18 protein-coding genes and 1 pseudogene are annotated in these 26379 nt (G+C 40.5%); 16 read left to right on the forward strand and 3 right to left on the reverse strand.

Going from position 1 to position 26379, the window contains the following annotated elements:
- Nucleotides 1-126 precede the first annotated feature (126 nt).
- The 7 genes from htpG to hutI all read left to right on the forward strand — a co-directional run bounded on the left by htpG (nucleotide 127) and on the right by hutI (nucleotide 13191).
- Nucleotides 127-2181 carry a molecular chaperone HtpG gene (gene htpG, locus J5A56_RS05765; protein ID WP_021670648.1) on the forward strand — a complete coding sequence of 685 codons (2055 nt, stop codon included), beginning with the start codon at nucleotides 127-129 and terminating at the stop codon, nucleotides 2179-2181.
- 610 nt (nucleotides 2182-2791) lie between these two features.
- Nucleotides 2792-3481: a monofunctional biosynthetic peptidoglycan transglycosylase gene (gene mtgA, locus J5A56_RS05770; RefSeq protein WP_021670649.1), complete on the forward strand. Its 690-nt coding sequence runs from the start codon at nucleotides 2792-2794 to the stop codon at nucleotides 3479-3481.
- A 55-nt stretch (nucleotides 3482-3536) separates the two neighbouring features.
- A complete protein-coding gene (locus J5A56_RS05775) occupies nucleotides 3537-6092 on the forward strand; it encodes an ATP-dependent helicase (RefSeq protein ID WP_021670650.1) in 2556 nt (851 codons plus the stop codon).
- Between the two features lie 270 nt (nucleotides 6093-6362).
- Complete coding sequence (gene ftcD / locus J5A56_RS05780) at nucleotides 6363-8066, forward strand: glutamate formimidoyltransferase (protein ID WP_021670651.1); 1704 nt, start codon at nucleotides 6363-6365, stop codon at nucleotides 8064-8066.
- Between the two features lie 247 nt (nucleotides 8067-8313).
- Entirely contained in the window at nucleotides 8314-10323 is a 2010-nt protein-coding gene (locus tag J5A56_RS05785; protein WP_021670652.1) for a urocanate hydratase, read from the forward strand.
- Nucleotides 10324-10356: 33 nt separating this feature from the next.
- On the forward strand, nucleotides 10357-11838 hold the full coding sequence (gene hutH, locus J5A56_RS05790; protein ID WP_021670653.1) for a histidine ammonia-lyase: 1482 nt from the start codon (nucleotides 10357-10359) through the stop codon (nucleotides 11836-11838).
- Between the two features lie 108 nt (nucleotides 11839-11946).
- Nucleotides 11947-13191 (forward strand): imidazolonepropionase, encoded by a 1245-nt coding sequence (gene hutI, locus J5A56_RS05795; protein ID WP_021670654.1) that lies wholly within the window; start codon nucleotides 11947-11949, stop codon nucleotides 13189-13191.
- A gap of 291 nt (nucleotides 13192-13482) precedes the next feature.
- Here the strand turns inward: hutI and J5A56_RS05800 are convergent, their stop codons facing one another.
- On the reverse strand, nucleotides 13483-14022 hold the full coding sequence (locus tag J5A56_RS05800; protein WP_021670655.1) for a 30S ribosomal protein S16: 540 nt from the start codon (nucleotides 14020-14022) through the stop codon (nucleotides 13483-13485).
- Between the two features lie 192 nt (nucleotides 14023-14214).
- Nucleotides 14215-15009, reverse strand: a complete 795-nt coding sequence (locus tag J5A56_RS05805; RefSeq protein ID WP_021670656.1) for a DUF5715 family protein — start codon at nucleotides 15007-15009, stop codon at nucleotides 14215-14217.
- Nucleotides 15010-15117: 108 nt separating this feature from the next.
- Between J5A56_RS05805 and J5A56_RS05810 the strand changes: the two genes are divergently transcribed.
- The 4 genes from J5A56_RS05810 to J5A56_RS05825 all read left to right on the forward strand — a co-directional run bounded on the left by J5A56_RS05810 (nucleotide 15118) and on the right by J5A56_RS05825 (nucleotide 18910).
- The gene (locus J5A56_RS05810) at nucleotides 15118-16065 is read left to right on the forward strand and encodes a PhoH family protein (RefSeq protein ID WP_036918588.1); all 948 of its coding nucleotides are present in this window, start codon (nucleotides 15118-15120) and stop codon (nucleotides 16063-16065) included.
- Nucleotides 16066-16086: 21 nt separating this feature from the next.
- Complete coding sequence (locus tag J5A56_RS05815; RefSeq protein WP_021670658.1) at nucleotides 16087-17037, forward strand: phosphoribosylaminoimidazolesuccinocarboxamide synthase; 951 nt, start codon at nucleotides 16087-16089, stop codon at nucleotides 17035-17037.
- A gap of 146 nt (nucleotides 17038-17183) precedes the next feature.
- Nucleotides 17184-17918 (forward strand): bifunctional demethylmenaquinone methyltransferase/2-methoxy-6-polyprenyl-1,4-benzoquinol methylase UbiE, encoded by a 735-nt coding sequence (ubiE, locus tag J5A56_RS05820; RefSeq protein ID WP_021670659.1) that lies wholly within the window; start codon nucleotides 17184-17186, stop codon nucleotides 17916-17918.
- Between the two features lie 239 nt (nucleotides 17919-18157).
- The gene (locus tag J5A56_RS05825; protein ID WP_021670660.1) at nucleotides 18158-18910 is read left to right on the forward strand and encodes a shikimate dehydrogenase family protein; all 753 of its coding nucleotides are present in this window, start codon (nucleotides 18158-18160) and stop codon (nucleotides 18908-18910) included.
- Between the two features lie 778 nt (nucleotides 18911-19688).
- Here the strand turns inward: J5A56_RS05825 and J5A56_RS05830 are convergent.
- Nucleotides 19689-21992 carry a transglycosylase domain-containing protein gene (locus J5A56_RS05830; protein ID WP_021670661.1) on the reverse strand — a complete coding sequence of 768 codons (2304 nt, stop codon included), beginning with the start codon at nucleotides 21990-21992 and terminating at the stop codon, nucleotides 19689-19691.
- 164 nt (nucleotides 21993-22156) lie between these two features.
- Between J5A56_RS05830 and pyrB the strand changes: the two are divergent.
- The 5 genes and pseudogenes from pyrB (at nucleotide 22157) to J5A56_RS05850 (ending at nucleotide 26369) form a co-directional block, all read left to right on the forward strand.
- Nucleotides 22157-23103, forward strand: a pseudogene (gene pyrB, locus J5A56_RS05835) (aspartate carbamoyltransferase).
- Between the two features lie 22 nt (nucleotides 23104-23125).
- The gene (locus J5A56_RS13450; protein ID WP_021670663.1) at nucleotides 23126-23545 is read left to right on the forward strand and encodes a BACON domain-containing protein; all 420 of its coding nucleotides are present in this window, start codon (nucleotides 23126-23128) and stop codon (nucleotides 23543-23545) included.
- 42 nt (nucleotides 23546-23587) lie between these two features.
- Nucleotides 23588-24007, forward strand: a complete 420-nt coding sequence (locus J5A56_RS05840) for a hypothetical protein (RefSeq protein WP_249112028.1) — start codon at nucleotides 23588-23590, stop codon at nucleotides 24005-24007.
- Between the two features lie 103 nt (nucleotides 24008-24110).
- On the forward strand, nucleotides 24111-24566 hold the full coding sequence (gene pyrI, locus J5A56_RS05845; RefSeq protein WP_021670665.1) for an aspartate carbamoyltransferase regulatory subunit: 456 nt from the start codon (nucleotides 24111-24113) through the stop codon (nucleotides 24564-24566).
- 429 nt (nucleotides 24567-24995) lie between these two features.
- Complete coding sequence (locus J5A56_RS05850; protein ID WP_021670666.1) at nucleotides 24996-26369, forward strand: MATE family efflux transporter; 1374 nt, start codon at nucleotides 24996-24998, stop codon at nucleotides 26367-26369.
- Nucleotides 26370-26379: the final 10 nt, after the last annotated feature.

Genomic DNA, 26379 nt, shown 5'->3' on the forward strand with positions numbered 1-26379 from the left:
GCTCTTTTGAACAAGGTGGCATTTTTTCTTTTTTTGCATGATGGGTAATATTGTCTATATTTTCCTATCATGGCACGGAGTTTGTTATATACACAACAAAAAAAAGAATAAATAAATTATATTGCTATGCAAAAAGGAAATATTGGGGTTACAACAGAGAACATTTTCCCCGTTATCAAAAAGTTCTTATATTCAGATCATGACATCTTCTTGCGTGAGATGGTGTCAAATGCAGTGGATGCTACCCAGAAACTGAAGACACTTTCAACAACAGGTGACTTCAAGGGCGAGCAGGGCAACTTAAGCGTACGCATCAGCTTGGATGAGAAAGCAGGGACATTGACATTCAGCGACCATGGTATTGGTATGACCGCTGAAGAAATAGAGAAGTATATCAACCAGATTGCATTCTCTGGAGTCAGCGACTTCCTTGAAAAATACCAAGACAAGGCAGAGGCAATTATCGGTCATTTCGGTCTTGGTTTCTATTCTTCTTTCATGGTTGCAAAGAAGGTTGAGATTATAACAAAGAGTTATAAGGAAGGCAGCAAGGCTGTGAAATGGAGTTGTGATGGCAGCCCAGAGTATACGCTTGAAGATGCAGAAAAGGAGGAGCGCGGTAGCGATGTCATCCTTTATATTGATGATGACTGCAAGGAATTCTTACAGAAGTCAAAGATTGAGGAGCTACTGAATAAGTACTGCAAGTTTATGGCTGTTCCAATCGTCTTTGGTAAGAAGACGGAGTGGAAAGATGGGAAAATGGTTGACACAGAAGAGGATAATGTAATCAATAGTATTGATCCTTTGTGGGTTAAAGCACCATCTACTTTGAAGGATGAGGATTACAAGAGCTTCTATCGTACCCTCTTCCCAATGAATGAGGAACCCTTGTTCTGGATTCATCTGAATGTTGATTATCCATTCAACCTCACGGGTATTCTCTATTTCCCACGTGTTAAGAACAATATCGAACTGCAGCGAAATAAGATTCAGCTCTATTGTAATCAGGTATTTGTTACCGATCAGGTGGAAGGTATTGTACCAGAGTTCCTTACATTACTTCATGGTGTTATTGATTCACCAGACATTCCTCTGAACGTAAGTCGTAGCTACTTACAGAGTGATGCCAACGTGAAGAAGATTTCAACCTATATTACAAAGAAAGTTGCTGACCGTTTGCAGAGTATCTTCAAGGAAAATCGTAAAGAGTTTGAAGAGAAATGGAACGACCTAAAACTCTTTATAAATTATGGGATGCTCTCTGATTCTGACTTCTACGAGCGTGCAAAAGACTTCTCTCTTTTCAAAGATACTGATGGTAAGTACTTTACCTTTGAGGAGTATAAGACACTCATAAAGGACAACCAAACTGACAAAGATGGTGTTCTCGTTAATCTCTATACAAATAACAAGGAGGAACAATATAGCTATATCGAGGCTGCAAAGCAGAAGGGTTATAGTATTATTGAGGCAAGTGGACAGTTAGATGTACCTTTGCTTTCAATGCTTGAGCAGAATCAGGAAAAGACACGTTATGTTCGTGTTGATTCAGATATCGTTGACCGCATTATTCAGAAGGAGGATGCTCCAAAGAATAATCTGTCAGCAGATGAAACTGACAATTTGTCAGAAGCTTTCCGTTCACAGATTCCTGCTATCGAGAAAGCAGACTTCACAGTTGACGTACAGTCACTCGGAGAGTCTTTCCAGCCAGTTCTCGTAACACAGAACGAGTATATGCGCCGTATGAAGGAAATGAGTCAGTTCCAGCAGGGAATGGGCTTCTACGCTCAGCTGCCTGATTCTTACAACCTCGTTCTGAATGCTGATCACCCATTAGTAAAGAAGGTGCTTGACGATATTACTGCTAACACAGCAGAGGAATTGAAGCCAGTAGCCAGTGAGTTGAAGGGACAGGAGGCACGCTTGGCTGCTCTACATCAGGCTCAGGACAACAAGAAGTCTGAGGAACTGACACAAGAGGAGAAGGATGATATGCAGAATACCCAGAAGACTGTTTCAGAACTTCAGAACAAGAAGAAAGCTATTGTTGCTGCATACGCTAAGGGAAATGATGTTGTTCAGCAGCTCATCGACTTGGCATTGCTACAAAATGGTATGCTTCAGGGAGCTGCACTTGATAAGTTCCTCAAGCGTTCTATCAGCTTGATTAAGTAAGAATATAAGTAGGTTTCCTACTTGTATACAAAACTAATAATAGAGGTTCTTCCGTTAAAAGCATAGATGCTTATCATATAGGCGTATAGCTTTAACGGAGGGACCTTTTCTTTTTATGTCACAAAAACGTCGGTACAACCGTGAAAAATCATTACATAAATTCGAACTAAAGCCCTCAAATAAAGGTGAAAAGCCCAGTTTAAAAGCAAGTCTGCAACCAACAGGAAACCAATTAGTTACAAACGGATAAAATAATAGGTGCTTAATTGGACTTCAAAAGGGCGTTAGTTAGACCTCAAAAGGGCATCTTTTGAAAGTTAATTGGGCATCTTTTAAAAGCTAAAAGAGCATGTATTAATTTCGATGTATAAGAAAAAAGTTTACAACTATCTATATTAGAAAGGACATATTTGTAAAAAGAAGAAAGAGAATAGTAAAAGATTAACAAATAACCAACCACTATCAGATATATTTTTTAGACAGCACGAAGGGGTTAATTTGTATTATTGAAAAGACATTCTTAGGCAGATTTAACATTTGAAAAAACTCTTTGTTCCCGCTTACTATCAAATAAGATTTAGTACCTTTGCAAGTAATTAACTCATTAACTATGATCAAGAAGTTTTTTAAAGTGATAAGATGGGTGCTGTCCCTTACCTTTATCTCCACAATATTGGCGGTAGTTGCCTATCGCTTTATCCCAGTTTACTTTACCCCTTTGATGATTAGCCGTTGTTTTGAACAGATTGGTAAAGGAGAATCTGTTAAGCTTTATCACGACTGGATTCCCTTAGAAAAAATGCCAAAATCAATGCCAGTGGCAGTAATGGCAAGTGAGGATCAACGCTTTCTAATACATCACGGCTTCGACTATCAGGCTATCGAAAAAGCTGCCGAAGACCATTTAAAGAAAGGTAAGAAACTACGTGGTGGTTCTACAATCTCTCAGCAAACGGCAAAGAATGTCTTTCTATGGCAGGGGCGTTCATGGCTAAGAAAAGGATTAGAGGTTTATTTCACTTTCCTTATAGAAACCTTGTGGAGTAAACAGCGTATTATGGAGGTTTATCTTAATTCTATAGAAATGGGCGATGGTATCTATGGTGTGGAAGCCTGTGCTGAACATAATTTCGGAAAGGAAGCCATACAGCTTACTCGAAGAGATTGTGCACTCATAGCAGCTACATTACCCAATCCACGTCGATTCTCTTCCAAGACTCCAGGACCTTATATGCGTAAGCGAATTGGACAGATTGAACACCAGATGACTTTTATTACAGCTTTTCCTGAAGAACATTAAAGTTGTTGTATGTTAGATAATTAAGTAATTCTGTTCGATAAAAAAAGAAGTTAGAATGATAAATCAAGATAAAGAAGAGGTAATCCTTTCAGCACTGAATGAGAGCCAGCGTGAAGCAGTTGAATATTGTTCAGGTCCATCATTAGTTATTGCTGGTGCTGGTTCTGGTAAGACGCGTGTGCTTACTTACAAAATTGCCTACCTGCTCAGTAAAGGTTTAGCCCCATGGAATATCCTTGCTCTTACGTTTACAAATAAAGCTGCAAGAGAGATGAAGGAGCGTATTGCACAAATAACGACTGCTGCAGAGGCACAACGCCTTTACATGGGTACTTTTCATTCTATCTTTGCACGCATCCTACGTCGTGAGGCTCAGGCTATTGGTTTTGGAAGTAATTTTACAATCTATGATGAAAATGACTCTCGCTCACTTATCAAGAGTATTGTGAAAGCCTTAGCCCTTGATGAGAAAACGTATAAGCCAGCTTCAGTCCATTACTCCATTTCAATGGCAAAAAACCATCTGATCACAGCTGCACAATATGCTGCAGACCGTGCTGCTATTGAACGCGATAGAAGTGCTCGTATGCCTGCAATATATATGATTTACAAGGCATACGAAGCAAGATGTCGTCAGGCAAATGCAATGGATTTTGATGATATCTTGCTTTACACCTTCTTACTCTTCCGTGATAACAAAGAGATTAGACAGAAGTACGCACAGCAGTTTGAGTATATTTTAGTAGATGAGTACCAAGATACGAACTATGCACAGGTGAGTATTGTTAGACAATTAGCCGAGGCACATCACCGTATCTGCGTTGTTGGGGATGACTATCAGAGTATTTATTCTTTTCGAGGTGCAAACATTGATAACATCCTTGACTTCCAGAAGAAGTTTGATGGTGTAAAACTATTTAAGTTAGAGCGTAATTACCGCTCAACACAACTCATCGTACAGGCTGCCAACTCGTTGATGAAACACAACAAACGGCAGATTCCAAAGGAGGTTTACTCAAAAGAAGCTGAAGGTGATAAGATTATCTATAAGCCTTGTTACAGTGATAGAGAAGAGGCAATGGTTGTTGCGAATGAACTGAAACGTATCAAACGCAAGGAAGATTGTGATTATAGCAACTTTGCCATTCTATATCGAACAAATGCACAGAGCCGTTCTTTCGAGGATGAATTTCTTAAGCAAGGTATTCCATATAAGATTATCGGTGGACTTTCTTTCTATCAACGTAAGGAAATTAAAGATATTATCGCTTATTTCCGTTTGGTTTCTAACCCAAATGATGAGGAAGCGTTCCGTCGTATCATTAATTATCCGACACGTGGAATCGGTAATACTACGGTTCAAAAGATTATTGATTGTGCCCAGCGTAACGCTGTTTCTTTATGGGAAATAATCCTCAACCCTATAGAATATGGATTAGATGTTAACAAGGGCACGATGACGAAGCTTTTTGCTTTTAAAAAACTCATCAGTGGTTTTATAAAAAACTTAGCTTTGAAAGATGCATATGAGCTTGGAAAGGATATAATTGAAGGGAGTGGATTAAGCGCTGATATTCGTTCAGGCAGTGAACCTGAAGACTTAGCTCGTCGGGAGAATCTTGAGGAGTTTATGTCGGCTATGCAAAGTTTCGTTGATGCTGGACGTGAGGAAGGACGTGAGGAGAATATCTACCTCACTGACTATCTTCAAGAAATAGCTTTATATACGGATGCAGACAAGAAAGATGATGATACACCAAAAGTAACATTGATGACAATTCACGCATCAAAGGGATTGGAGTTTTCAACCGTCTTTGTCGTTGGATTGGAGGAAAATATATTCCCAAGTCCTATGTCCTCAGACTCTAAACACGAGATAGAAGAGGAGAGAAGATTACTCTATGTAGCAATAACACGTGCCGAACGACATTGCATATTGACTAATGCGAAGAATCGTTTTCGTTATGGATCAATGCAGATGGATGAGCCAAGTCGTTTCTTAGACGATTTTGATTCAGCCTTAATTCATGTAGAAAACGAAGCAAACAGTGTCTTTGAACATGAACGTCGCAAGATGCCTTGGGATGAAGACAATAGTTCAAGAAGTTCACGAGATCGTTATAGTTCAGAAGATAACTTCCGAGAATACGAACCTAATAAGGCATATACAGGTAGTAGACAGTGGGGACAAGAATATCGCCAAATGGGTTCACGATGGCAGAACTCAAATCCAGTTGCAAGTCAATTTCGAGCTGACCCAAAACCAAAGATAACAGGACGTAAACGCCCAGAAACAGCCGTAGACCCACTGTCAGAACGTGCAAAACGCAGATTAATAGCAGAAGGTGGTAACTTTAGACGAATATCATCTGCTATAACAAATGGCGGTAGAACATTATCAACAGAGAACACGTCATTCTCTTCGATTTCATCGACAGGATCGACAGGTGGACTCAGTATTGGTGTAACCATTGAACATCAACGCTTTGGTATTGGTAAAGTGTTAAACCTTGAAGGTTCTGGAGAAAACACAAAGGCCACGGTTGAGTTCCGCAATACAGGAACAAAACAACTTCTACTAAAGTTTGCTAAGTTTAAGGTGATTGGTTAATAACGTAATAAATATGATAGGCGGTTATAAATATTTTAGCATTTATAACCGCCTATTTATCATTTATGAAGTAAGCATCTAACAACTGCCCCTTTGACACTTTATGAACACTGAACCATAGCACTATCCCCTTCCGTTTATCGTCAAAAGATAGTTTCTAAAGATTGTTACAATACTTTTACATTAAAAGTTTTGAATTACAAAAACTAATTTGTATTTTTACACTCGAAAACCTAAACTCTCAGTTGTTTAAATCTATATTAGTTATATATGGCACGAGAAAAACAAATCATCGAGTGTGTTCCTAATTTTAGTGAAGGACGCAACAAAGATGTAATCAAGCAGATTACTGATGAAGTAGAACGCGTTAAAGGTGTTAAATTATTAGATGTTGACCCAGGAGAAGCAACCAATCGTACGGTTGTAACCTTCGTTGGCGAACCATCAGTAGTTGTAGAGGCTGCTTTCCTTTGTGTTAAGAAGGCTGCACAGCTTATTGACATGCGACAGCATCATGGTGCTCATCCTCGTATGGGTGCAACTGATGTTTGTCCGCTTATTCCTGTAGCAGGCATTACCTTAGAAGAATGTGCCGTATTGGCACGCCAGTTGGCTGAGCGTATCGCAAATGAATTACAGGTACCTTGCTACTGCTATGAAGCAGCTGCCAAGACTCCTGCACGTAAGAATCTTGCTATCTGTCGTAAAGGGGAGTATGAAGCACTTCCTCAGCGTATGACAGAAGCAGCAGAAGCACCTGACTATGGTGCACGTGAATGGGACGAGCAATTAGCACGAACAGGCTGTACAGCTGTCGGTGCACGTGACTTCCTCATTGCAACAAACTTCAACCTCAATACAACCTCAACACGTCGTGCCAACGCAATAGCATTTGATGTAAGAGAGAAAGGTCGTCCGATGCGTGAAGGTGGTTCACCTGTTGGTAAGCCAATGAAGAACGATAAGGGCGAAGTCATCATGCAACCGGGTACATTGAAGGCTACAAAGGCTATTGGCTGGTTCATTGATGAATACGGAATTGCACAGGTATCTATGAATATAACCGACATCAACGTTACTCCTCTTCATGTTGCCTTTGACGAGGTTTGTCGCTGTGCACAGAGGCGTGGTATACGCGTGACTGGTACTGAAATAGTAGGTCTTATTCCTAAGCGTACGCTCCTTGAGGCTGGAACTTACTTCTTGAAGAAGCAAGAACGCTCAATAGGTATTCCAGAAGAAGACATCATCAAGATTGCTATTATGTCTATGGGATTAGATGATTTGAAGCCTTTCAATCCACGTGAAAAAGTTATTGAATATTTGTTGGAAGATACTAATAAGACTCCAAAGCTCATTGACTTAACAGTCAAAGAGTTTGCTGATGAGACTTCACGTGAATCTCCAGCACCCGGAGGTGGTACAATCTCAGCTTATATGGGTGCATTAGGTGCAGCCTTAGGCACAATGGTAGCCAACCTTTCCAGCCATAAGGCAGGATGGGATGCACGCTGGGAAGAGTTCAGTAATTGGGCAGAAAAGGGTCAGGTAATACAAGCGGAACTGATGGTACTCGTTGATGAAGATACAGAGGCTTTCAACCGTATTATGTCTGCCTTCGGTCTTCCTAAGGGTACTGACGAGGAAAAGGCAACACGCTCTGCAGCAATACAAGAAGCAACACTCTTTGCAACAGAGGTTCCATTGCATACAATGAAGGCTTCATACAAAGTGTTTGAACTTTGTCGTGCAATGGCAGAAGAAGGTAATCCAAACAGTGTTTCAGATGCTGGCGTTGGCGTATTGGCAGCTCGTGCTGCGGTACTCGGTGCTGGTTTGAACGTGAAGATTAACGCTTCTGGTTTGAAAGACAAAGAGACCGCAGAACGTTTAGTTGCCGAAGCTAACGAGTTGATAGTAAAAGCAAACGAAGCAGAGGCTGAGATAATGAAGATAGTTGAAGCTAAACTATAATGTATTTTTTTATAATATAAGGTTTATTTCACTTATATACAAGAAGATATACTTTTCTTTGCCTATCTATAATAAAGTAAATTATATATCAACAAAAAGGGCGGGTGTACTTTTGCCTGCCCAATTAAAATCTTTATAAGATAATGATATATAATGGTAGCTAAACCCGATATATGCTTTAGCTATTACTCCTTACTTTAGAATTCTATTCAAATAACTACAACTCCAATAAAGCAGCTAAGCTACTATGACAAAAGAAGAATTTATAAAAGATATTTGCACAGGTATAGCTGATGTTTTACCTGAGCCACAAGCATACGATTCTGTTATCAATCACGCACCAAAGCGTAAAGATATTCTCACACAAGAAGAGAAGAAACTTGCTCTGCGTAATGCCTTGCGTTACTTTCCTAAGAAGTTCCATGCAATATTAGCACCAGAGTTTGCTGAGGAATTACGCCAATATGGTCGTATCTATATGTACCGTTTCCGCCCAACATACGAGATGTATGCTCGTCCTATCGACGAATACCCGCATAACTCTAAACAGGCAGCAGCTATCATGATGATGATTCAGAACAACCTCGATAAGGCTGTTGCACAACATCCACATGAGCTGATTACATACGGTGGTAATGGTGCCGTTTTCCAGAACTGGGCACAATATCGTTTGGTAATGAAATACTTGAGCGAGATGACAGACGAACAGACTTTGGTTATGTACTCTGGTCATCCACTCGGTCTCTTCCCTTCTCATAAGAATGCGCCACGTGTTGTGGTAACGAATGGTATGGTAATACCAAACTATTCTAAGCCTGACGACTGGGAGCGCGATAACGCATTAGGCGTAAGCCAGTATGGACAAATGACAGCTGGTTCCTATATGTATATCGGTCCACAGGGCATCGTTCATGGTACAACGATCACCGTTCTGAATGCAGCCCGCAAACGATTGAAGGCAGGAGAGACCAGTATTAAAGGTATGCTCTTCGTTACTTCTGGCTTAGGTGGTATGTCTGGCGCTCAGCCTAAGGCTGGTAACATCGCTGGTGTAGTTAGCATTACAGCGGAAATCAATCCATTAGCAGCACAGAAGCGTTACGACCAAGGTTGGGTTGACGAACTACATACTTCGCTCGACGAACTTATACCTGCAGCATTGAAGGCTGTTGAAGAGAAGCGCACAGTCTCTATGGCTTATGTAGGCAATGTTGTAGATCTTTGGGAACGCTTGGCAGCAGAAGACATACACGTTGACTTAGGAAGCGATCAGACTTCGTTGCACAACCCATGGGCAGGAGGTTATTATCCTGTAGGTGTGTCATTAGAAGAGTCTAAGCGTATGATGGCAGAAGAGCCACAACTCTTTAAGGAGAAAGTTCAGGAATCTTTACGTCGTCAGGTTGCTGCTATTAACAAGCTGACAGATAAAGGAATGTACTTTTTTGATTATGGTAATGCTTTCCTTTTGGAATCAAGCCGTGCAGGAGCAGATATCATGAAGACAGATGGTAAGTTCCGTTATCCATCCTACGTACAAGATATTATGGGTCCAATGTTCTTCGACTATGGTTTTGGACCATTCCGTTGGGTTTGTTCTTCTGGTGATCCAAAGGATTTGGAAACATCCGACCGCATTGCAACAGAGGTATTAGAAGAAATGCGTAAGACTGCAACTCCAGATATTATCGGTCAGCTTGACGACAATATTCATTGGATTAAAGAGGCTGGAAAGAACCATTTAGTTGTTGGTTCTCAGGCTCGTATCCTCTACGCAGACTCTGAAGGCCGCACAAAGATAGCCTTGGCTTTCAACGAAGCTATACGTAAGGGAGAGATTTCTCGTCCTATTGTTCTTGGACGTGACCACCACGATGTATCGGGAACAGACTCTCCATTCCGCGAAACATCTAATATATATGATGGCTCACAGTTCTGTGCTGACATGGCTGTACAGAATGTTATTGGTGACTCTTTCCGTGGAGCAACATGGGTATCCATCCACAATGGTGGCGGTGTTGGCTGGGGAGAAGTTATCAATGGTGGCTTCGGTATGGTGATTGATGGTAGCGAAGACTCAGATCGTCATATCCGTCAGATGCTCCTTTGGGATGTGAACAACGGTATTGCACGACGTAGTTGGGCACGCAACACTGGTTCTATTGACGCCATCCGAAGAGAGATGGAGCGCACACCGGGACTATGTGTTACCCTCCCTAACTTCGTTGATGATGACGTTATCAACACTGCTTTTTAATCAATTAAATCTATTATACTAATCCGTAAAACTATGAACAAAATTCATCAGATTAGTGCCGAGCATCTGTCTATTGAGCAGATTGGCGAGATAATCAAGAACGGCACAAAACTTGAACTTTCTGAAGATGCACGTCAACGTATTATCCGTTGTAGAGAGTATCTCGATAATAAGATTAAAGAATCAGAAACACCTATTTATGGTGTGACTACTGGTTTCGGTTCACTCTGTAAGATATCTATTGACAAGGATAGCCTGTCACAGTTGCAGAAGAACCTTGTAATGTCTCATGCTTGTGGTGTGGGAGATCGCGTTCCAAATGAGATTGTAAAGATAATGTTGCTGCTCAAGATTCAATCGCTCAGCTACGGCTACTCTGCTTGCCAGCTGAAAACCGTCGAACGACTGATAGACTTCTTTAACAACGACATCTATCCTATTGTATATATGCAAGGTTCGCTGGGCGCATCGGGCGATCTCGTTCCTTTGGCTCACCTTTCTTTACCACTTATTGGTATGGGTGAGGTGGAATACAAAGGCGAAATCTTCTCTGGTGCTGACATCTTGAAGAAGATGAAATGGGACACTATTGAACTCGTTTCAAAGGAAGGTCTTGCTCTACTCAATGGTACACAGAACATGAATGCCTTTGCAGTATGGGCACTCTTACAAAGTGAGCGCTTGAGCGAATGGGCTGATGTCATCGGTACTATGTCTCTTGAGGCTTACGATGGACGTATTGAACCATTCACACATGCTGTTCACGCAGTGCGTCATCACAAGGGACAAATTGATACTGCAGCACGCATAAGAGAGTTGTTGGAAGGAAGTGAGCTTATCAAACAGCCTAAGGTCAACGTACAAGACCCTTATTCTTTCCGTTGTATGCCACAAGTACACGGAGCTTCAAAGGATACGATTGCTTATGTTAAGTCTGTTGTAGATATCGAAGTGAATGCAGCAACTGACAACCCAACCGTTTGTCCTGATGAAGACCTTGTTATCTCAGCAGGCAACTTCCACGGAGAACCTATCGCACAACCTATGGACTTTCTTGCTATTGCGCTATGCGAACTGAGCAATATCTCTGAACGTCGCATCTATAAGCTCGTATCTGGAACTCGTAACCTACCAAGCTTCCTCGTGGCTAAGCCCGGTGTAAACAGCGGTTTTATGATTCCACAGTACACAGCTGCATCTATTGTTAGTCAAAGCAAGACTTATTGTACTCCTGCATCTGTTGATAGTATTCCATCGTCACAAGGACAGGAAGATCATGTCAGCATGGGAGCCAATGCAGCAACGAAGCTCTATCAGGTTGTATTGAACACAGAGCGTGTACTTGCTATCGAACTCTTCAATGCAGCACAGGCACTTGAATTTCGTCGTCCGTTGAAGTCATCTCCTGCGATTGAAGCTGTTCATAAGGCTTATCGTAAGAATGTTCCTTTTATCGATACAGACGAGTTTATGGCACCTCACATTGCTAAATCTGTAGAATTCTTACGTAAATAAATAAGTCATAAAGGGGTTGTATCAAGATTGGTAACATTTTTGGTGCAACCTCTTTCTATTTAATATCTATTATTCTCATACTTTCATAGATTAGGAAAAAAACTTGAAATGAAAAGACTAATAATAAAAAACATCGGTTTACTTGCTGGTATAGACCACGACGGTAAGCTATGCCTCAAAGGTAAAGAGATGGCAGAACTTAACACGCTGTCAGATGCTTATCTCCTCATAGAGGACGGTCGCTTTGCTGATTATGGTAAGATGAGTGATTATCCACCAGCTTCTGGAAACGAAGAGATTGTAGATGCAGAAGGAGGAACAATTCTCCCTTCATGGTGTGACTCTCATACCCACATTGTCTTTGCTGGTAGCCGAGAGCAAGAGTTTGTTGACAAGATTCGTGGACTCAGCTATGCGGAGATTGCAAAGCGTGGGGGTGGTATCCTCAACTCTGCAGATCGTCTTCATGAAATGAGTGAAGACGAACTCTATCAGCAAGCTATGAAGCGTGTTGATGAGATTATTAGGAAAGGAACAGGCTGTGTGGAGATAAAGAGCGGCTATGGACTGAATACGGAAGACGAATTGAAAATGCTTCGTGTTATCCGTCGTATCAAAGAGACAACACGCCTAAAAGTCGTAGCAACATTCCTCGGAGCTCATGCGGTTCCACGTGAATATATGGGTAGACAAGATGCTTATGTTGATTTGATTATCAACGAAATGATACCAGCTGTGGGTGCAGAGAAATTAGCAGAGTTCATTGACGTATTCTGTGATACGGGCTTCTTTACCCCAGAAGAGACTGCACGTATTCTAAAAGCTGGTGCAGAATATGGTATGCGACCAAAGATTCATGCCGACGAGTTAGAATCTTCTGGTGGTGTAGAGGTTGGCGTAGAGCATAACGCACTGTCAGTTGACCACTTAGAGAGTATGACTGAAGAAGAGATAGAGATTCTAAAGAATAGCGAAACCATGCCTACGGCACTCCCCGGAACCTCCTTCTTCCTCAACCTTCCTTTCGCCTTAGGACGAAAGATGATAGACAAAGGACTGCCACTTGCCCTTGCAAGTGATTACAACCCAGGTTCTACCCCATCAGGAGACATGAAGTTTATCGTTTCTCTTGGCTGTATTAAGATGCGATTAATGCCAGCCGAAGCAATCAATGCAGCAACCTTGAATGGAGCATGCGCTATGGGGTTAAGTAAGGAATATGGCTCTATAACACGTGGAAAGGTTGCTAACTTCTTCATTACAGATACCATCCCATCTATTGAATTTATCCCATACGCTTACACAACACCTATTGTAAAACGAGCCTTCCTACAAGGAGAAGAGTATGTATAGGTAGATATAAAAAGCAAATAAGAATAAGTTGCTTCTGTCGCAGCAACATATTGTATGATGTTCAAACCCTAACACCATTGGTGTTTACTAACAACACCATATATGCTGGGCATCAACACATGAATTAAAAAGGTAAGAAAGAGTCATTATTGTTATTACTAATGCAGTAAGACAATAATGACTTCTTTGTATAGGAATTATATCAAACTGCAATCTTTTAAAATCTATCACAAAAAAAGCCCATAAACCCTTATAGAGTCTATGGACTTATGCTTTAATAGCGAGCAAGGATTATGCCTCTGCAGGAGTCTCCTCTGCAGGAGCCTCTGAAGCAAATTCTTCAACCTGAGCCTCAGCCTGTGCTGCAACGGCAGCAGCCTTCTTGTCTGCAACCTTCTTAGCAATAGCCTCGTTAACTTTCTTCTCAGCCTCAAGGTTATGAGCAGCAGCAGCCTTCTTAGCGTCGGTTACCTTCTTCTCAATAGCCTCTGTAGCTGCAACCTTAGCCTGTTTCCAAGCGTCGAACTTCTGCTGGCATGCAGCCTCATCGAATGCGCCCTTCTTAACACCACCACGGAGGTGCTTCATCATGTAAACGCCCTCACCCTTAAGGATGTTACGAGCAGTGTCTGTTGGCTGAGCACCAGTCTCAACCCAGTAAAGAGCACGCTCAAAATTCAAATCTACTGTGGCTGGATTGGTGTTAGGGTTATAAGTACCAATCTTCTCAGTAAACTTACCATCACGTGGTGCACGAGCGTCAGCGATTACGATGCTGTAGAAAGCATAGTTCTTACGACCACCGCGCTGCAATCTGATTTTTGTTGCCATAATTCTTTAATAAATATTTTAAAGGTTTGAATTTAATACTGTCATCTCGTGACAGCGACTGCAAAATTACTTCTTTTTTTTCTAACAGCCAAATAATCTGATGATTATATTAAATCTACTACGAAAAATTTTGAATATGCAAACAACTTCTCCATAAAATCACATCTGCGCTTCATTGTTCTCAAATCAAAATCACCTTACAGTAATATGAAAACACCCTTGGCGTTTTTCATGTTTTATAAAGCACCGTCCTTGTGAACGAAGGTCGTTCAGCACCTCACTCAATACCCATTTAAGCGTATCGTTTGTCACTGGACGAGTGACTGAAGCATACTTATTATAAGCTATATCAAAGGTTGTACCATAGAGGTGACAACTATTCTCTGTTGCATTATGATTATATCGACGAAGTCGCTCAACATCTTCCTTTGTTCTCAATACGCTCGAAACTAAAAGCTTATTAATAGGTACTCCCTTTGTTTGCAAGCTATCCATAAAGTTACGTGAAATATCTTGAAGCAAGATTGCAGCACGTGGAACAAGATACGGAATGCTACTATTTAGCTTCTTCATTTTATAATATGGGTTACTGCCAATATACATCAATTCACTTTTACGCTTTTCTGCATCAGCACGATTAGCAACAGGCTTGACACCATAACGTAAGGCAGCCTCAAGTTGTTGTGGCTGTGAGTCAGGGAAGCTCTCCTCATAGTCTCTTACACCAACGATTCTATTTTTCTTCTGCGAACCATCCGCTTTAAAGAAACGAGATAGTTTTATATTACTTGGAGTTGATTGAGCTTTAATCTTAGCAGAATCAACTTTCTTCATGACAGGAATACTATCACCATCGAGTTTGGATAGTGCTTTCATCTTATCATGAGCAATAGACGGAAACACTAACCTTATGATGGCTAAAAGAAAAGTTATAGCGACGAAGCTTAATAAAAAGCGTTTCTTTGTAATCTTCGTTTTTTGTTTCATTGATACAAAGGTAATAAGATTTTGCTGATTGCGAATTATGAATTAAGAATAATTTGTAAGTATCATTATTTTATAGTAACTTTGCGAACAAATATAAAAGAGAATAAATTGATAGAAAAGCATATAGTTCTTGAAGATATAGACCCTGTGGTCTTCTATGGGGTTGGCAACGGTCACCTCCAGATGATAAAGTCGCTCTTTCCGAAGTTGAGGATTGTTGCAAGAGACAACGTTATCCGCATCTTAGGTGATGAAGAGGAGATGGTAAAGATTGAAGAAGACATTGAAACCATGCGCAAGCATGTAGAGCGGTATAACACCATTACAGCAGAGGACATCCTTGATATCGTGAAAGGTCGTAAGACCAAAGCAGATGCGGTAAAGGACGTCCTTGTTTATTCTGTATCGGGCAGACCTATCAAAGGACGCTCGGAGAATCAACAGCAACTAATTGATGCCTTCGAGAAAAACGATATGATATTTGCTGTTGGGCCTGCAGGTACAGGTAAAACTTACCTCAGTATTGCATTGGCCGTAAAGGCTCTCAAAGAGAAGGCCGCAAAGAAGATTATCCTTTCACGTCCAGCTGTTGAAGCAGGTGAGAAGCTTGGCTTCCTTCCGGGTGACATGAAGGATAAGATTGATCCATATCTTCAACCACTTTATGATGCTTTAGAGGATATGATTCCTGCTGTCAAACTGCAGGATATGATGGATAAGCATATCATTCAGATTGCTCCATTAGCATTCATGCGAGGGCGAACACTGAGCGATGCTGTTGTCATCCTTGATGAAGCACAGAACACAACACCAGCACAAATCCGTATGTTTTTAACACGTATGGGCTGGAATACAAAGATGGTTATTACAGGTGACCTTACGCAGATAGACCTCCCCCATGTCGAGAAAAGCGGATTGAAAGAAGCTCTTTCTATCTTAAATGGGGTGGATGGTATCTCTGTCATCAATCTTGACAAGAAAGATATTGTAAGACACAAATTGGTTACGCGTATCGTGAATGCCTACGAGGCACACGATAAGGCTAACAAGAGATAGGACTCTATAAACATAAAAACAATGAAAGCATTAACAAAGACTGAATTCCATTTCGATGGACAGAAGAGTGTTTATCACGGCAAAGTACGTGATGTGTATGACATCAACGACGATCTTATCGTCATGGTAGCTACCGACCGAATCTCTGCATTCGACGTTGTTCTACCAAAAGGAATACCGTTCAAAGGACAAGTTTTGAACCAGATTGCTGCCAAATTCCTTGACCAGACAACAGACATCTGTCCTAACTGGAAGTTAGCTACTCCTGACCCAATGGTAACTGTTGGTCTGAAGTGCGAAGGCTTTCGTGTTGAAATGATTATCCGTTCAATCCTCACTGGTTCTGCATGGCGTGCTTACAAGGACGGATGCCGTGAGATTTGTGGCGTAAAGCTTCCTGATGGCATGCGTGAGAATGAGCGATTCCCAGAGCCAATCGTAACTCCAACTACTAAGGCTGACGAAGGTCACGACATGAACATCTCTAAGGAAGAGATTATTGAGCAGGGTATTGTTTCTGCAGAAGACTATGCAATCATCGAAGACTGGACACGCAAACTCTTTGCACGTGGTCAGGAGATTGCCGCAAAGCAGGGCTTGATACTTGTTGATACTAAGTATGAATTCGGTAAGCGTGATGGTCAGTGCTACCTCATTGATGAGATTCACACACCAGACTCAAGTCGTTACTTCTATGCAGAAGGCTACGAGGAGAAACTTGAGAAAGGCGAACCACAGAAACAGCTTTCTAAGGAGTTCCTCCGTCAGTGGTTGATTGAACACAACTTCATGAACGAGCCCGGACAAACAATGCCTGAGATTACAGATGAGTATGGTGAGACTGTTAGCGACCGCTATATCGAGCTTTACGAGCATATCACAGGCGAGAAGTTTGACAAGGCTGCTGAAGAGGGTGATATTGCTGCACGTATCGAAAAGAACGTGAAGGAGTACTTAGCTTTAAGAAAGTAAATTGATAAATACTAAATTCATAATTCTAAATTCATAATTTTGATTAGAACTATTCAGTGCTTAACACCTAATATGCTCTAATAACATATCAAAGAATAGTAATCATAATTATGAATTTAGAATTATGAATTATGAATTAAAAGAATATGTACGAACAGGAAAAGATAAAACCCTATGATGGCGATGGCGAGAAAGGCAAACTCATAGCAGAGATGTTTGACAATATCGCACCGACTTACGACACACTAAACCACCGTCTTTCTGGAAATATTGACAAAGGATGGCGCAAGAAGGCTATTCGTCAACTGCTGCCCTTCCATCCAAAGAAGATGCTTGACATTGCTACAGGTACTGGCGATTTTGCTATTCTTGCAGCCAAAGAGCTGAAGCCAGAACATCTTATTGGTGCAGATATTTCTGAAAGAATGATGGCTATCGGTCGTGAAAAGGTAAAAGCTGCAGGACTGAGTGATGTCATTTCATTCCAAAAGGAAGACTGCCTTAACCTTTCTTTTCCTGACAATTCGTTTGATGCAGTGACAGCAGCATTCGGTATTCGTAACTTCCAGAACCTCGACAAAGGACTTGTCGAGATTTGTCGTGTACTGAAGAAGGGCGGACATCTAAGCATAGTAGAACTGACAACGCCTGTTAAGTTCCCTATGAAACAACTTTTCCGCATCTATTCTAACACATTCTTGCTGAACTATGCTAAGTTTATCTCAAAAGATAAAAGTGCATACGAATACCTTAACAAGACTATTGAGGCTTTCCCACAAGGTGAAAAGATGATGGAGATATTCCAAAAGGCGGGTTTTGCGAAAAGCTCTTTCCGCCGACTGACATTCGGTATCTGTACAATGTATTTTGCAGAGAAATAGGACTTTTCTGAGATATTGACTTACAAAATCCTAATAAGGAAAGGAGAGATTATTAGCTATATTATCAATATAGTTTTGATTTCGTTTTCCTGTCACATTTAACACTTCACTTTAAACTACTGTAAAACAAATTGTTAAGTGACTGATTAGAATAATAGAAGTGACAGGAAGTCTGTTTGTAAGTGGAATATCATTCGATGCAACGGAGAATAAAATAATTTATAGAACAAGTTAAAGATATGGACAAGTACGGACTAATTGGCTACCCATTAGGGCATTCTTTCTCTATTGGCTATTTCAATGAGAAATTTGAGAATGAACACATCAATGCCCAATACATCAACTTTGAAATTCCATCAATAGAGGATTTCAAAGAGGTTGTTGATGCTAATCCTCAATTACGTGGGTTGAACGTGACCATTCCTTATAAGGAACAGGTTATCCCCTATCTTGACAGCCTTAGTCCAGAAGCTAAAGCTATCGGTGCCGTAAACGTTATCCGGGTCACTCACAAAGGAAATAAAACAATACTTAAAGGTTTTAATAGTGATGTAATAGGGTTTACACGAAGTATTGAGCCACTTCTTGAACGTCATCACAAAAAAGCTCTTATCCTCGGTACAGGTGGTGCCTCAAAAGCTATTAACTATGGCTTAAAGTCACTTGGATTGGAAACAAAGTTTGTATCACGTACAAAGCGAGCTGATGCCTTAACCTATGAAGAGATCACTCCTGAAATTATTCATGAGTATAATGTGATTATTAATTGTACGCCACTTGGTATGTATCCCAATACTGATGTGTGCCCTACCCTTCCATACGAAGCAATGGATAGTCATACCCTACTCTATGACCTGCTTTATAACCCTGACGAAACCCTATTTATGGCAAAAGGGCGCGAGCAAGGAGCAGTAGTAAAGAATGGACTTGAAATGCTCCTCCTACAAGCTTTCGCAAGTTGGGAGTTTTGGGAAGGAGATGAACAACGGTAAAAAGCTAAAGAGCATAACTGCCTTTTGGAGCAACAGAGGATATCTGTAAGTTTTATTGGGGGATGAGTGTTTGTAAAGTTTATGAATAACGTTTATCACTAAAGATATCATCAACCTGTGCGGTCCGTCTCTGCTTTCTCTTTGTGTCATAGAGGAACCTCTATAAAATTCCGTTAACCTCTGTCCTATCTATCTCTATGTGTGCCACATTATACAGGGGACTTACAATCTCTCCAAATTCTGGGTGAACCTTCTTACTTACATTTTAGTAGGGTTATCGTGCTATCTACACTACTCTCTCAGGAGAAAATGTAAAGGAGAAATATTATACCCTGCCATATTTTGTAATAATATTTCACACCTTACTTTTGAAGGACATGCTCTTTTAGCTTCTAAAAGATGCCCAATAGAGTTGCAAAAGATGCCCTTTTGAGCTCTTACTAACGCCCTTTTGAAGTTCAATTAAGCACCTTTTGCAAGACAGCTTTATAACCACCTGACATCATGTTAGTTACAAATCTGCTTCTTATACTTATTTTTGACTGTTTCAAAAGGACTTTTCCTTCTCATTATGTAATAATTTTTCAAATTATTATAAGCACTATCTAATCCACGGTCAAATATCTTATATAACGTTTCCGTGCGTTAGGTCAGATGTTTGCCGCCACCTTGAGACTTGCACCATTTAGAAAAATGCTCATGCCAAGCGTACTACTAAAAATAGGGATACACAAATCTATGTATCCCTATTTTTATAGTATCAGGAAAACCAATAACTTTAGAAGTACTCTTCCTGTATACCATTAATATTGATTGTATCAGCTGTTTCACAAGGATTAAATTTAGCTGGAATAGCAAACTTTTTGTTTTGATTATAACCTAATCGCTTGTCTGCATAGACCTGTTGCATAAAGTAAGCCCATACAGGTAGCGCTGTTGTTGCACCCTGTCCCATTGAAGTATGGTCGAAGTGAATGTCGCGGTCCTCACCACCTACCCAGCAGCCACTAACGAGTTCTGGTGTAATACCCATGAACCACCCATCCGAGTTATTGTTTGTGGTACCCGTTTTTCCACCAATATCAGCAGTAAGGTGGTAAGCATAACGTAAACGACTACCAGTACCACCCTGTATTACGGCACGCATCATATCAATCATCTGATAAGAACTTACCTCTGAAATAACTTCAGTCATCAATGGCTGGAACTTTGCAATGACGTTTCCGTGGCTGTCCTCAATCTTTGTAACAAAGAGCGGAGCACAACGAATACCACCATTCGCAAAAGTTGTATAAGCACTTGCCATCTCACCTACAGAGGCTTCACAAGGTCCAAGACATAGAACAGGACTCGTATTCTTATCAATATCTGGGTTATTCAATCCAAAATCATGCAGAATATTTACAAACTGAGAAGGACCGAGGAGGTTGATTAGATAAGCCGAAATCCAGTTGTTAGACTGCTGTAAACCCCATCGTAAAGGTACTTCTTGACCATAACGAGCACGAGAGCCATTACGAGGTGTCCAGCCACCATAGGTACGCTGTACGTTTGGAGCGAGCGTACAAGGAGTCATACCATTCTGCATGGCAAGCGCATAGAGGAATGGCTTGATCGTTGAGCCCACCTGACGACGACCACCCATCACAACATCATACTTGAAGTGCTGATAATCAATACCACCCACATAAGCCTTAACAGCACCCGTATGTGGGTCCATACTAACAAAGGCAGAACGGAGGAACGACTTATAATAACGTATAGAGTCGATTGGTGTCATCACCGTATCAATATCACCATGATAAGTGAAAAGTGTCATCTCGTGAGGTGTACGGAAACTACGTTTTATCTCTTCAGGTGTTGCCCCCTGCTCTTTCAGACGTTGATAGCGCAGTGTCTGACGGCATGAACGATTCAAAATCTCTTTTATCGTACGACGAGAAATATTAGATGAGAATGGAGCATTCTTCTTATAACGCATTGCAAGATTAAACTGTGACTGTAAGTATCCACCCACATGTTTACGTACAGACTCCTCGGCATACTGCTGCATGCGCGTATCAAGGGTTGTATAGATACGCAAACCATCAGTATTTACATTATAAGGTTCACCATTACGCTTTGTATTCTTATTACACCAACCATAAAGTGGGTCCTGTTCCCATGCGATAGAATCAAGAACAAACTGACGATTCTGCCATGATTGATAATTCTCTCGCTCTGGCTTCTTAGCCATCATATACTGACGAAGGAAAGCTTGGAAATAGTCACCAGCACCACTCACGGGTTTTGGTTTTGTGAAATGGAGTCCCAAAGGACGCTGTGAAAGTTCTGCATACTCACTTTTCGTTACATAACCAGACTTAACCATCTGCATCAAAACCACATTACGACGCTGCACGCAACGCTCTGGGTGACGAAGTGGATTGAACATGGATGGGTTCTTACAAAGTCCCACTAACATAGCGGCCTCAGTCACTGTCAACTTACGAGGTTCCTTGTCAAAATAGACATTTGCAGCTCGCTTGATACCCACAGCATTATGAAGGAAGTCGAAATAATTAAAATACATTGCAAGAATCTCTTCCTTCGTAAAGTGACGTTCCAACTTCACTGCAATAATCCATTCAATAGGCTTCTGTAAAAGACGTTCTACCATGCTATGTGCCTTTTCTGAGAAAAGCTGCTTAGCAAGCTGCTGTGTGATTGTAGAACCACCACCAGCACTCGCCTGTCCCATCACACCACGTTTCACAACTGCACGTCCAAGTGCTATAAAGTCAATACCAGAGTGATCATAGAAACGTTCATCTTCCGTAGCAACAAGTGCATGAACAAGATGTGGCGACAGTTCATTATAGTCGATTGCCACACGGTTATTATTATCTGCGTTCCAAGTACCGATAAGCTGCTGATCTGAAGAATAAACCTGTGAAGCAAACTTATCAATAGGGTTAGACAGCTCATCCATATTAGGCATGTATCCCACCCATCCGTTCCATACAGAGATGAAGAATACAAAGACTAAGCCTAATATGGCAAGAAGTGATCCCCAAAGGAAATGTACAAAATGTCTTCTCATAAATTGTGAAAAATATTATGCAAAGATAATGTAAATCAATGGATAAGCAAAATAAATAGATATTTTTTTGATATAGGTGGATATTTCCTTTTTATACTTCGTTGATTAGAAAATAATAATGTAACTTTACCAACAGAAAAGAACTAAAACATCACAAAACAAATATGGAAAAGCATAACTTTGTGAATATCCAGGGGTTAGACCGTGAACAACTGCTCTATCTCATTGAAATGGCTCAAGAGTTCGAGAAGTACCCTAATCGAGAGCTACTTAAAGGTAAGGTTATTGCAACACTCTTCTATGAGCCGTCAACACGTACCCGACTTAGTTTTGAAACTGCTGCTAACCGACTCGGCGCACGTGTCATTGGCTTTACCGATGCAAAAGTTTCGAGTGTCAGTAAAGGCGAAACACTAAAAGACACCATCCTCATGGTTTCCAACTATGCGGATGCTATTGTCATGCGACACTATATAGAAGGTGCAGCACAATATGCTTCTGAAGTGGCACCTGTGCCTATCATCAACGCTGGTGACGGTGCACACCAACACCCTTCACAATGTTTGCTTGACCTTTATACTATCTATCAGACACAAGGCACATTAGAAAATCTGAACATCTATCTTGTTGGTGACCTAAAATATGGAAGAACAGTTCATTCTCTCCTTATGGCTATGCGTCATTTTAATCCAACGTTTCACTTTATTGCGCCAAAGGAACTCGCTATGCCAGAGGAGTATAAAGTGTATTGTCGTGAACACAATATCCGCTTTGAAGAACACGAGGATTTCACACCGGAAGTAATTGCCAATGCGGACATAATATACATGACTCGCGTACAGAAAGAGCGTTTCTCTGACCTAATGGAATATGAGCGTGTGAAGAATGTTTATATCCTACGACGTGATATGCTCTCTTTGGCTCGTCCGAATATGAAGATTCTTCATCCGCTTCCACGTGTAAACGAGATTGCATACGATGTCGATGATAGTCCACACGCTTACTACATAGAGCAGGCTCGCAATGGTCTCTTTGCGCGTGAAGCAATCTTCTGTCATTGTCTTGGTATATCTATGGAGGAAGTAAAAAAGATAAGACAATTTTGGAATAATAACTTTATCATTTTTACGAGTATGAGTAAATTAAAAAAGAGTACGTTTGCCGCTTTGCTACTGATAGTTTTGACCACCATATTCAGCTGTGAACTAAACTCTGAAGATGGTCGTTGGGATCCTATGAAGTGGACTTCGAACCGTCCAGGAGACCCAAGAAAGATTACTGCTACAGCAGAAGGAGGAACTTATCAATTAAAATGTACCAACTATGGGGGACCATGGATTAGTAGCGTGACATCTCCAGACACAACCATCTATGGTTTAAGTAAAGAGCAAGATTTTCATCATATTCAATATGATTGGTACGATGTATTAGCGAAAGGAAATACTTTTTATATCACTCTCCTCCCCAATACAACTGGCAAAGAACGCAAATTATCTATCGATGTGACAGCTGGCGATATCTTCGATCATGTAGTAGTGATACAAAACAAATAAAAATACTCATAATTCCTATATAATTTTATTCATTTTATGAACATGAACAAATTTAAGAATGTAACGCTTGCAGCATTGTTGCTGATTATTTTGACCACTATATTCAGTTGTAGAAAGAATACAGATGATGACATTAATAGAACAACTTTTAAGTGGACTTCTGATTATACTGGTGACCCAAGGAATATAACAGTTCCTGCTAAAGGAGGTACCTATAAGTTGGTATGCACCAACTACCAAACTCTGCGATTTGCAAGTAAGACTGTTGATGATTCATCAGTAATATATGGAGAAGAGGTAATCAGTACTGGCATTGTTGGAAAATGGTTCACAGCAGAATTAACAGGTAATACACTCACGATTACCATCGCCCCCAACACCACGGGTAAAATACGTAAGTTAATCTTTGGGCTAAGAGCAGATGATGCCGTAGATAGAGTGAAAATCACCCAAGAAAAATAGAATACATACTCATAATGCCTATGAGTGAACAAAGAAAATAGCCCACAAACACCCTGTCAGGCATTCCTTAATTTTAAGGAGACAGAGTGAGGCTTATATAATTATGTCAAAGAAAGAACGTCTGGTAGCTGCTATTGAGAGCGGCACCGTTATAGATCATATTCCAGCTGAAAAGACCTTTCAGGTGGTAAACCTACTACAGCTCCAGAAGCTCTCCACACCTGTTACTATCGGTTTCAACTTCTCATCGAAGATGGTAGGCACAAAGGGAATCATCAAGGTGAGTAACAAGTTCTTTACCGATGATGAAATCTCCCGTCTGTCGGTCGTGGCACCGAACGTGGTGTTGAACATCATTAATGACTATGAAGTGGTAGAGAAGAAGAAGGTTGTGACACCGGACGAGCTTCGGAGCATTGTAAGATGCAACAATCCAAAGTGTATCACTAATAACGAACCAATGAATACTATCTTCCACGTTGTTGACAAAGAACATGGTATTCTTAAATGCCATTACTGCGACAAAGAACAGGAAATGGAGAAGGTGGAACTTGTGTAGGTTGCAAGTTGGTGAGTAAACAAGTTTACAAGTAGACAAGTTGCTTGTTTCGAGGGAGACGGATTGATAAGTTAAACAACTATATATTAGTAATTTAATTGGTATAATTAAAGCTAATTAGAACATGATATTTCATAAATTATTAGCTTGTTTATTCTCCCCAAATACTATCTCTACCAAATTATTTTCATGAAAGAAAATATTTATTTACATGAGGAGAAATATTTTTTTCATGAAAATAAATATTTCTCCTCATGAAGATAAATTAAGACTAACTTAGCAGAAGTACTAAGACAAATAGCTATTACACGTTTTATTAACCAACAAATCATTACACAACAAATATGTTTTCTCATTTTTTTTTCGTACATTTGCAAGCATAGTATAAGGATGAATTTCATTCATTCGTATAGATGTAAGAGAATATTAATGGATAATAGGAGTGCGACTTTAGAGTTAGGAACAAAGCCTGTAGGTAAATTGCTGGTACAATACGCCTTTCCTGCAATTATTGCTATGATAGCAGCCTCACTCTATAACATAATAGACCGGATATTCATTGGTCAGATTGTAGGACCGATGGCGATATCTGGTTTGGCTATCACTTTCCCTTTTATCAACCTTGGAGCTGCTTTTGGAGCAGCGGTAGGAATAGGAGCATCAACATCTATCAGTGTGAAATTAGGTCAGCGCGACTATGAAACAGCAGAAAACATTCTTGGTAATACTGTTACACTGAATTTGATTATAGGAAGCTCTTTCGGAATAATATGCCTTATCTTCCTCGACCCTATCTTACGATTCTTTGGAGCAAGTGATGCTACAATTCCATACGCCCGTAGTTTCATGGAGGTTATCTTGGCAGGTAACGTCATCTCACACATGTATTTTGGGATGAATGCAGTACTACGTGCGGCTTCAAAACCTCGTCAAGCAATGACGGCAACGATTTTCACCGTCCTGATGAATATTGTTTTAGACTTTATCTTTATCAGACTCTGGGGATGGGGTATTCGTGGTGCAGCTTTCGCAACAGTTCTGTCACAAGCATTAGCATTATGCTGGCAGATGAAGCAATTTACCAATAAAGAGGAAATATTACATCTTAAGCGTGGCATCTACCGACTTAAAAGATATTTGGTAGAAAACATTATTTCTATCGGCATTTCCCCATTCTTGATGAATGTATGTGCTTGTATTGTGGTTATTTTTATGAATAATCAACTTGTAAGATACGGTGGGGATATGGCTGTCGGAGCATTCGGTATAGCCAACAGTATTGCGATGATTTTTGTTATGTTCATCATTGGATTAAACCAAGGAATGCAGCCTATTGCTGGATATAACTATGGTTCGCAACAGACAGATAGACTTATGAGGGTGCTTAAACTTACTATCTTTGCTGCAACAGGAATAATGATAGTAGGTTGGCTAATTGCTCATTTAGCTCCCTATTTCTGTGCCCGTATGTTCACAACAGACCCAGAGTTGATTCGACAAGCTATCAAGGCGATTCAAATAAACATGATGATGTACCCACTTGTGGGATTTCAAATGGTAGTGACAAACTTCTTCCAGTGCATAGGGAAAGTGAAGATAAGTATCTTCTTATCTCTCTCACGCCAACTACTCTTTTTAATTCCATTTCTTGTTATTCTACCACAGTTCTTCAAATTAGATGGTGTATGGGCATCGTTGCCTTCAAGTGATTTGTTAGCATCATTAGTTGCTGCCTTCATTATGATAGCCTATTTGCGTCGATTGAAAAATCAGAGTGTGAATAACCAAAACTCAAATTCATAAATTAAGAATC

Origin of the sequence: Prevotella melaninogenica (assembly GCF_018128065.1) — a bacterium.
GTDB lineage: Bacteria > Bacteroidota > Bacteroidia > Bacteroidales > Bacteroidaceae > Prevotella.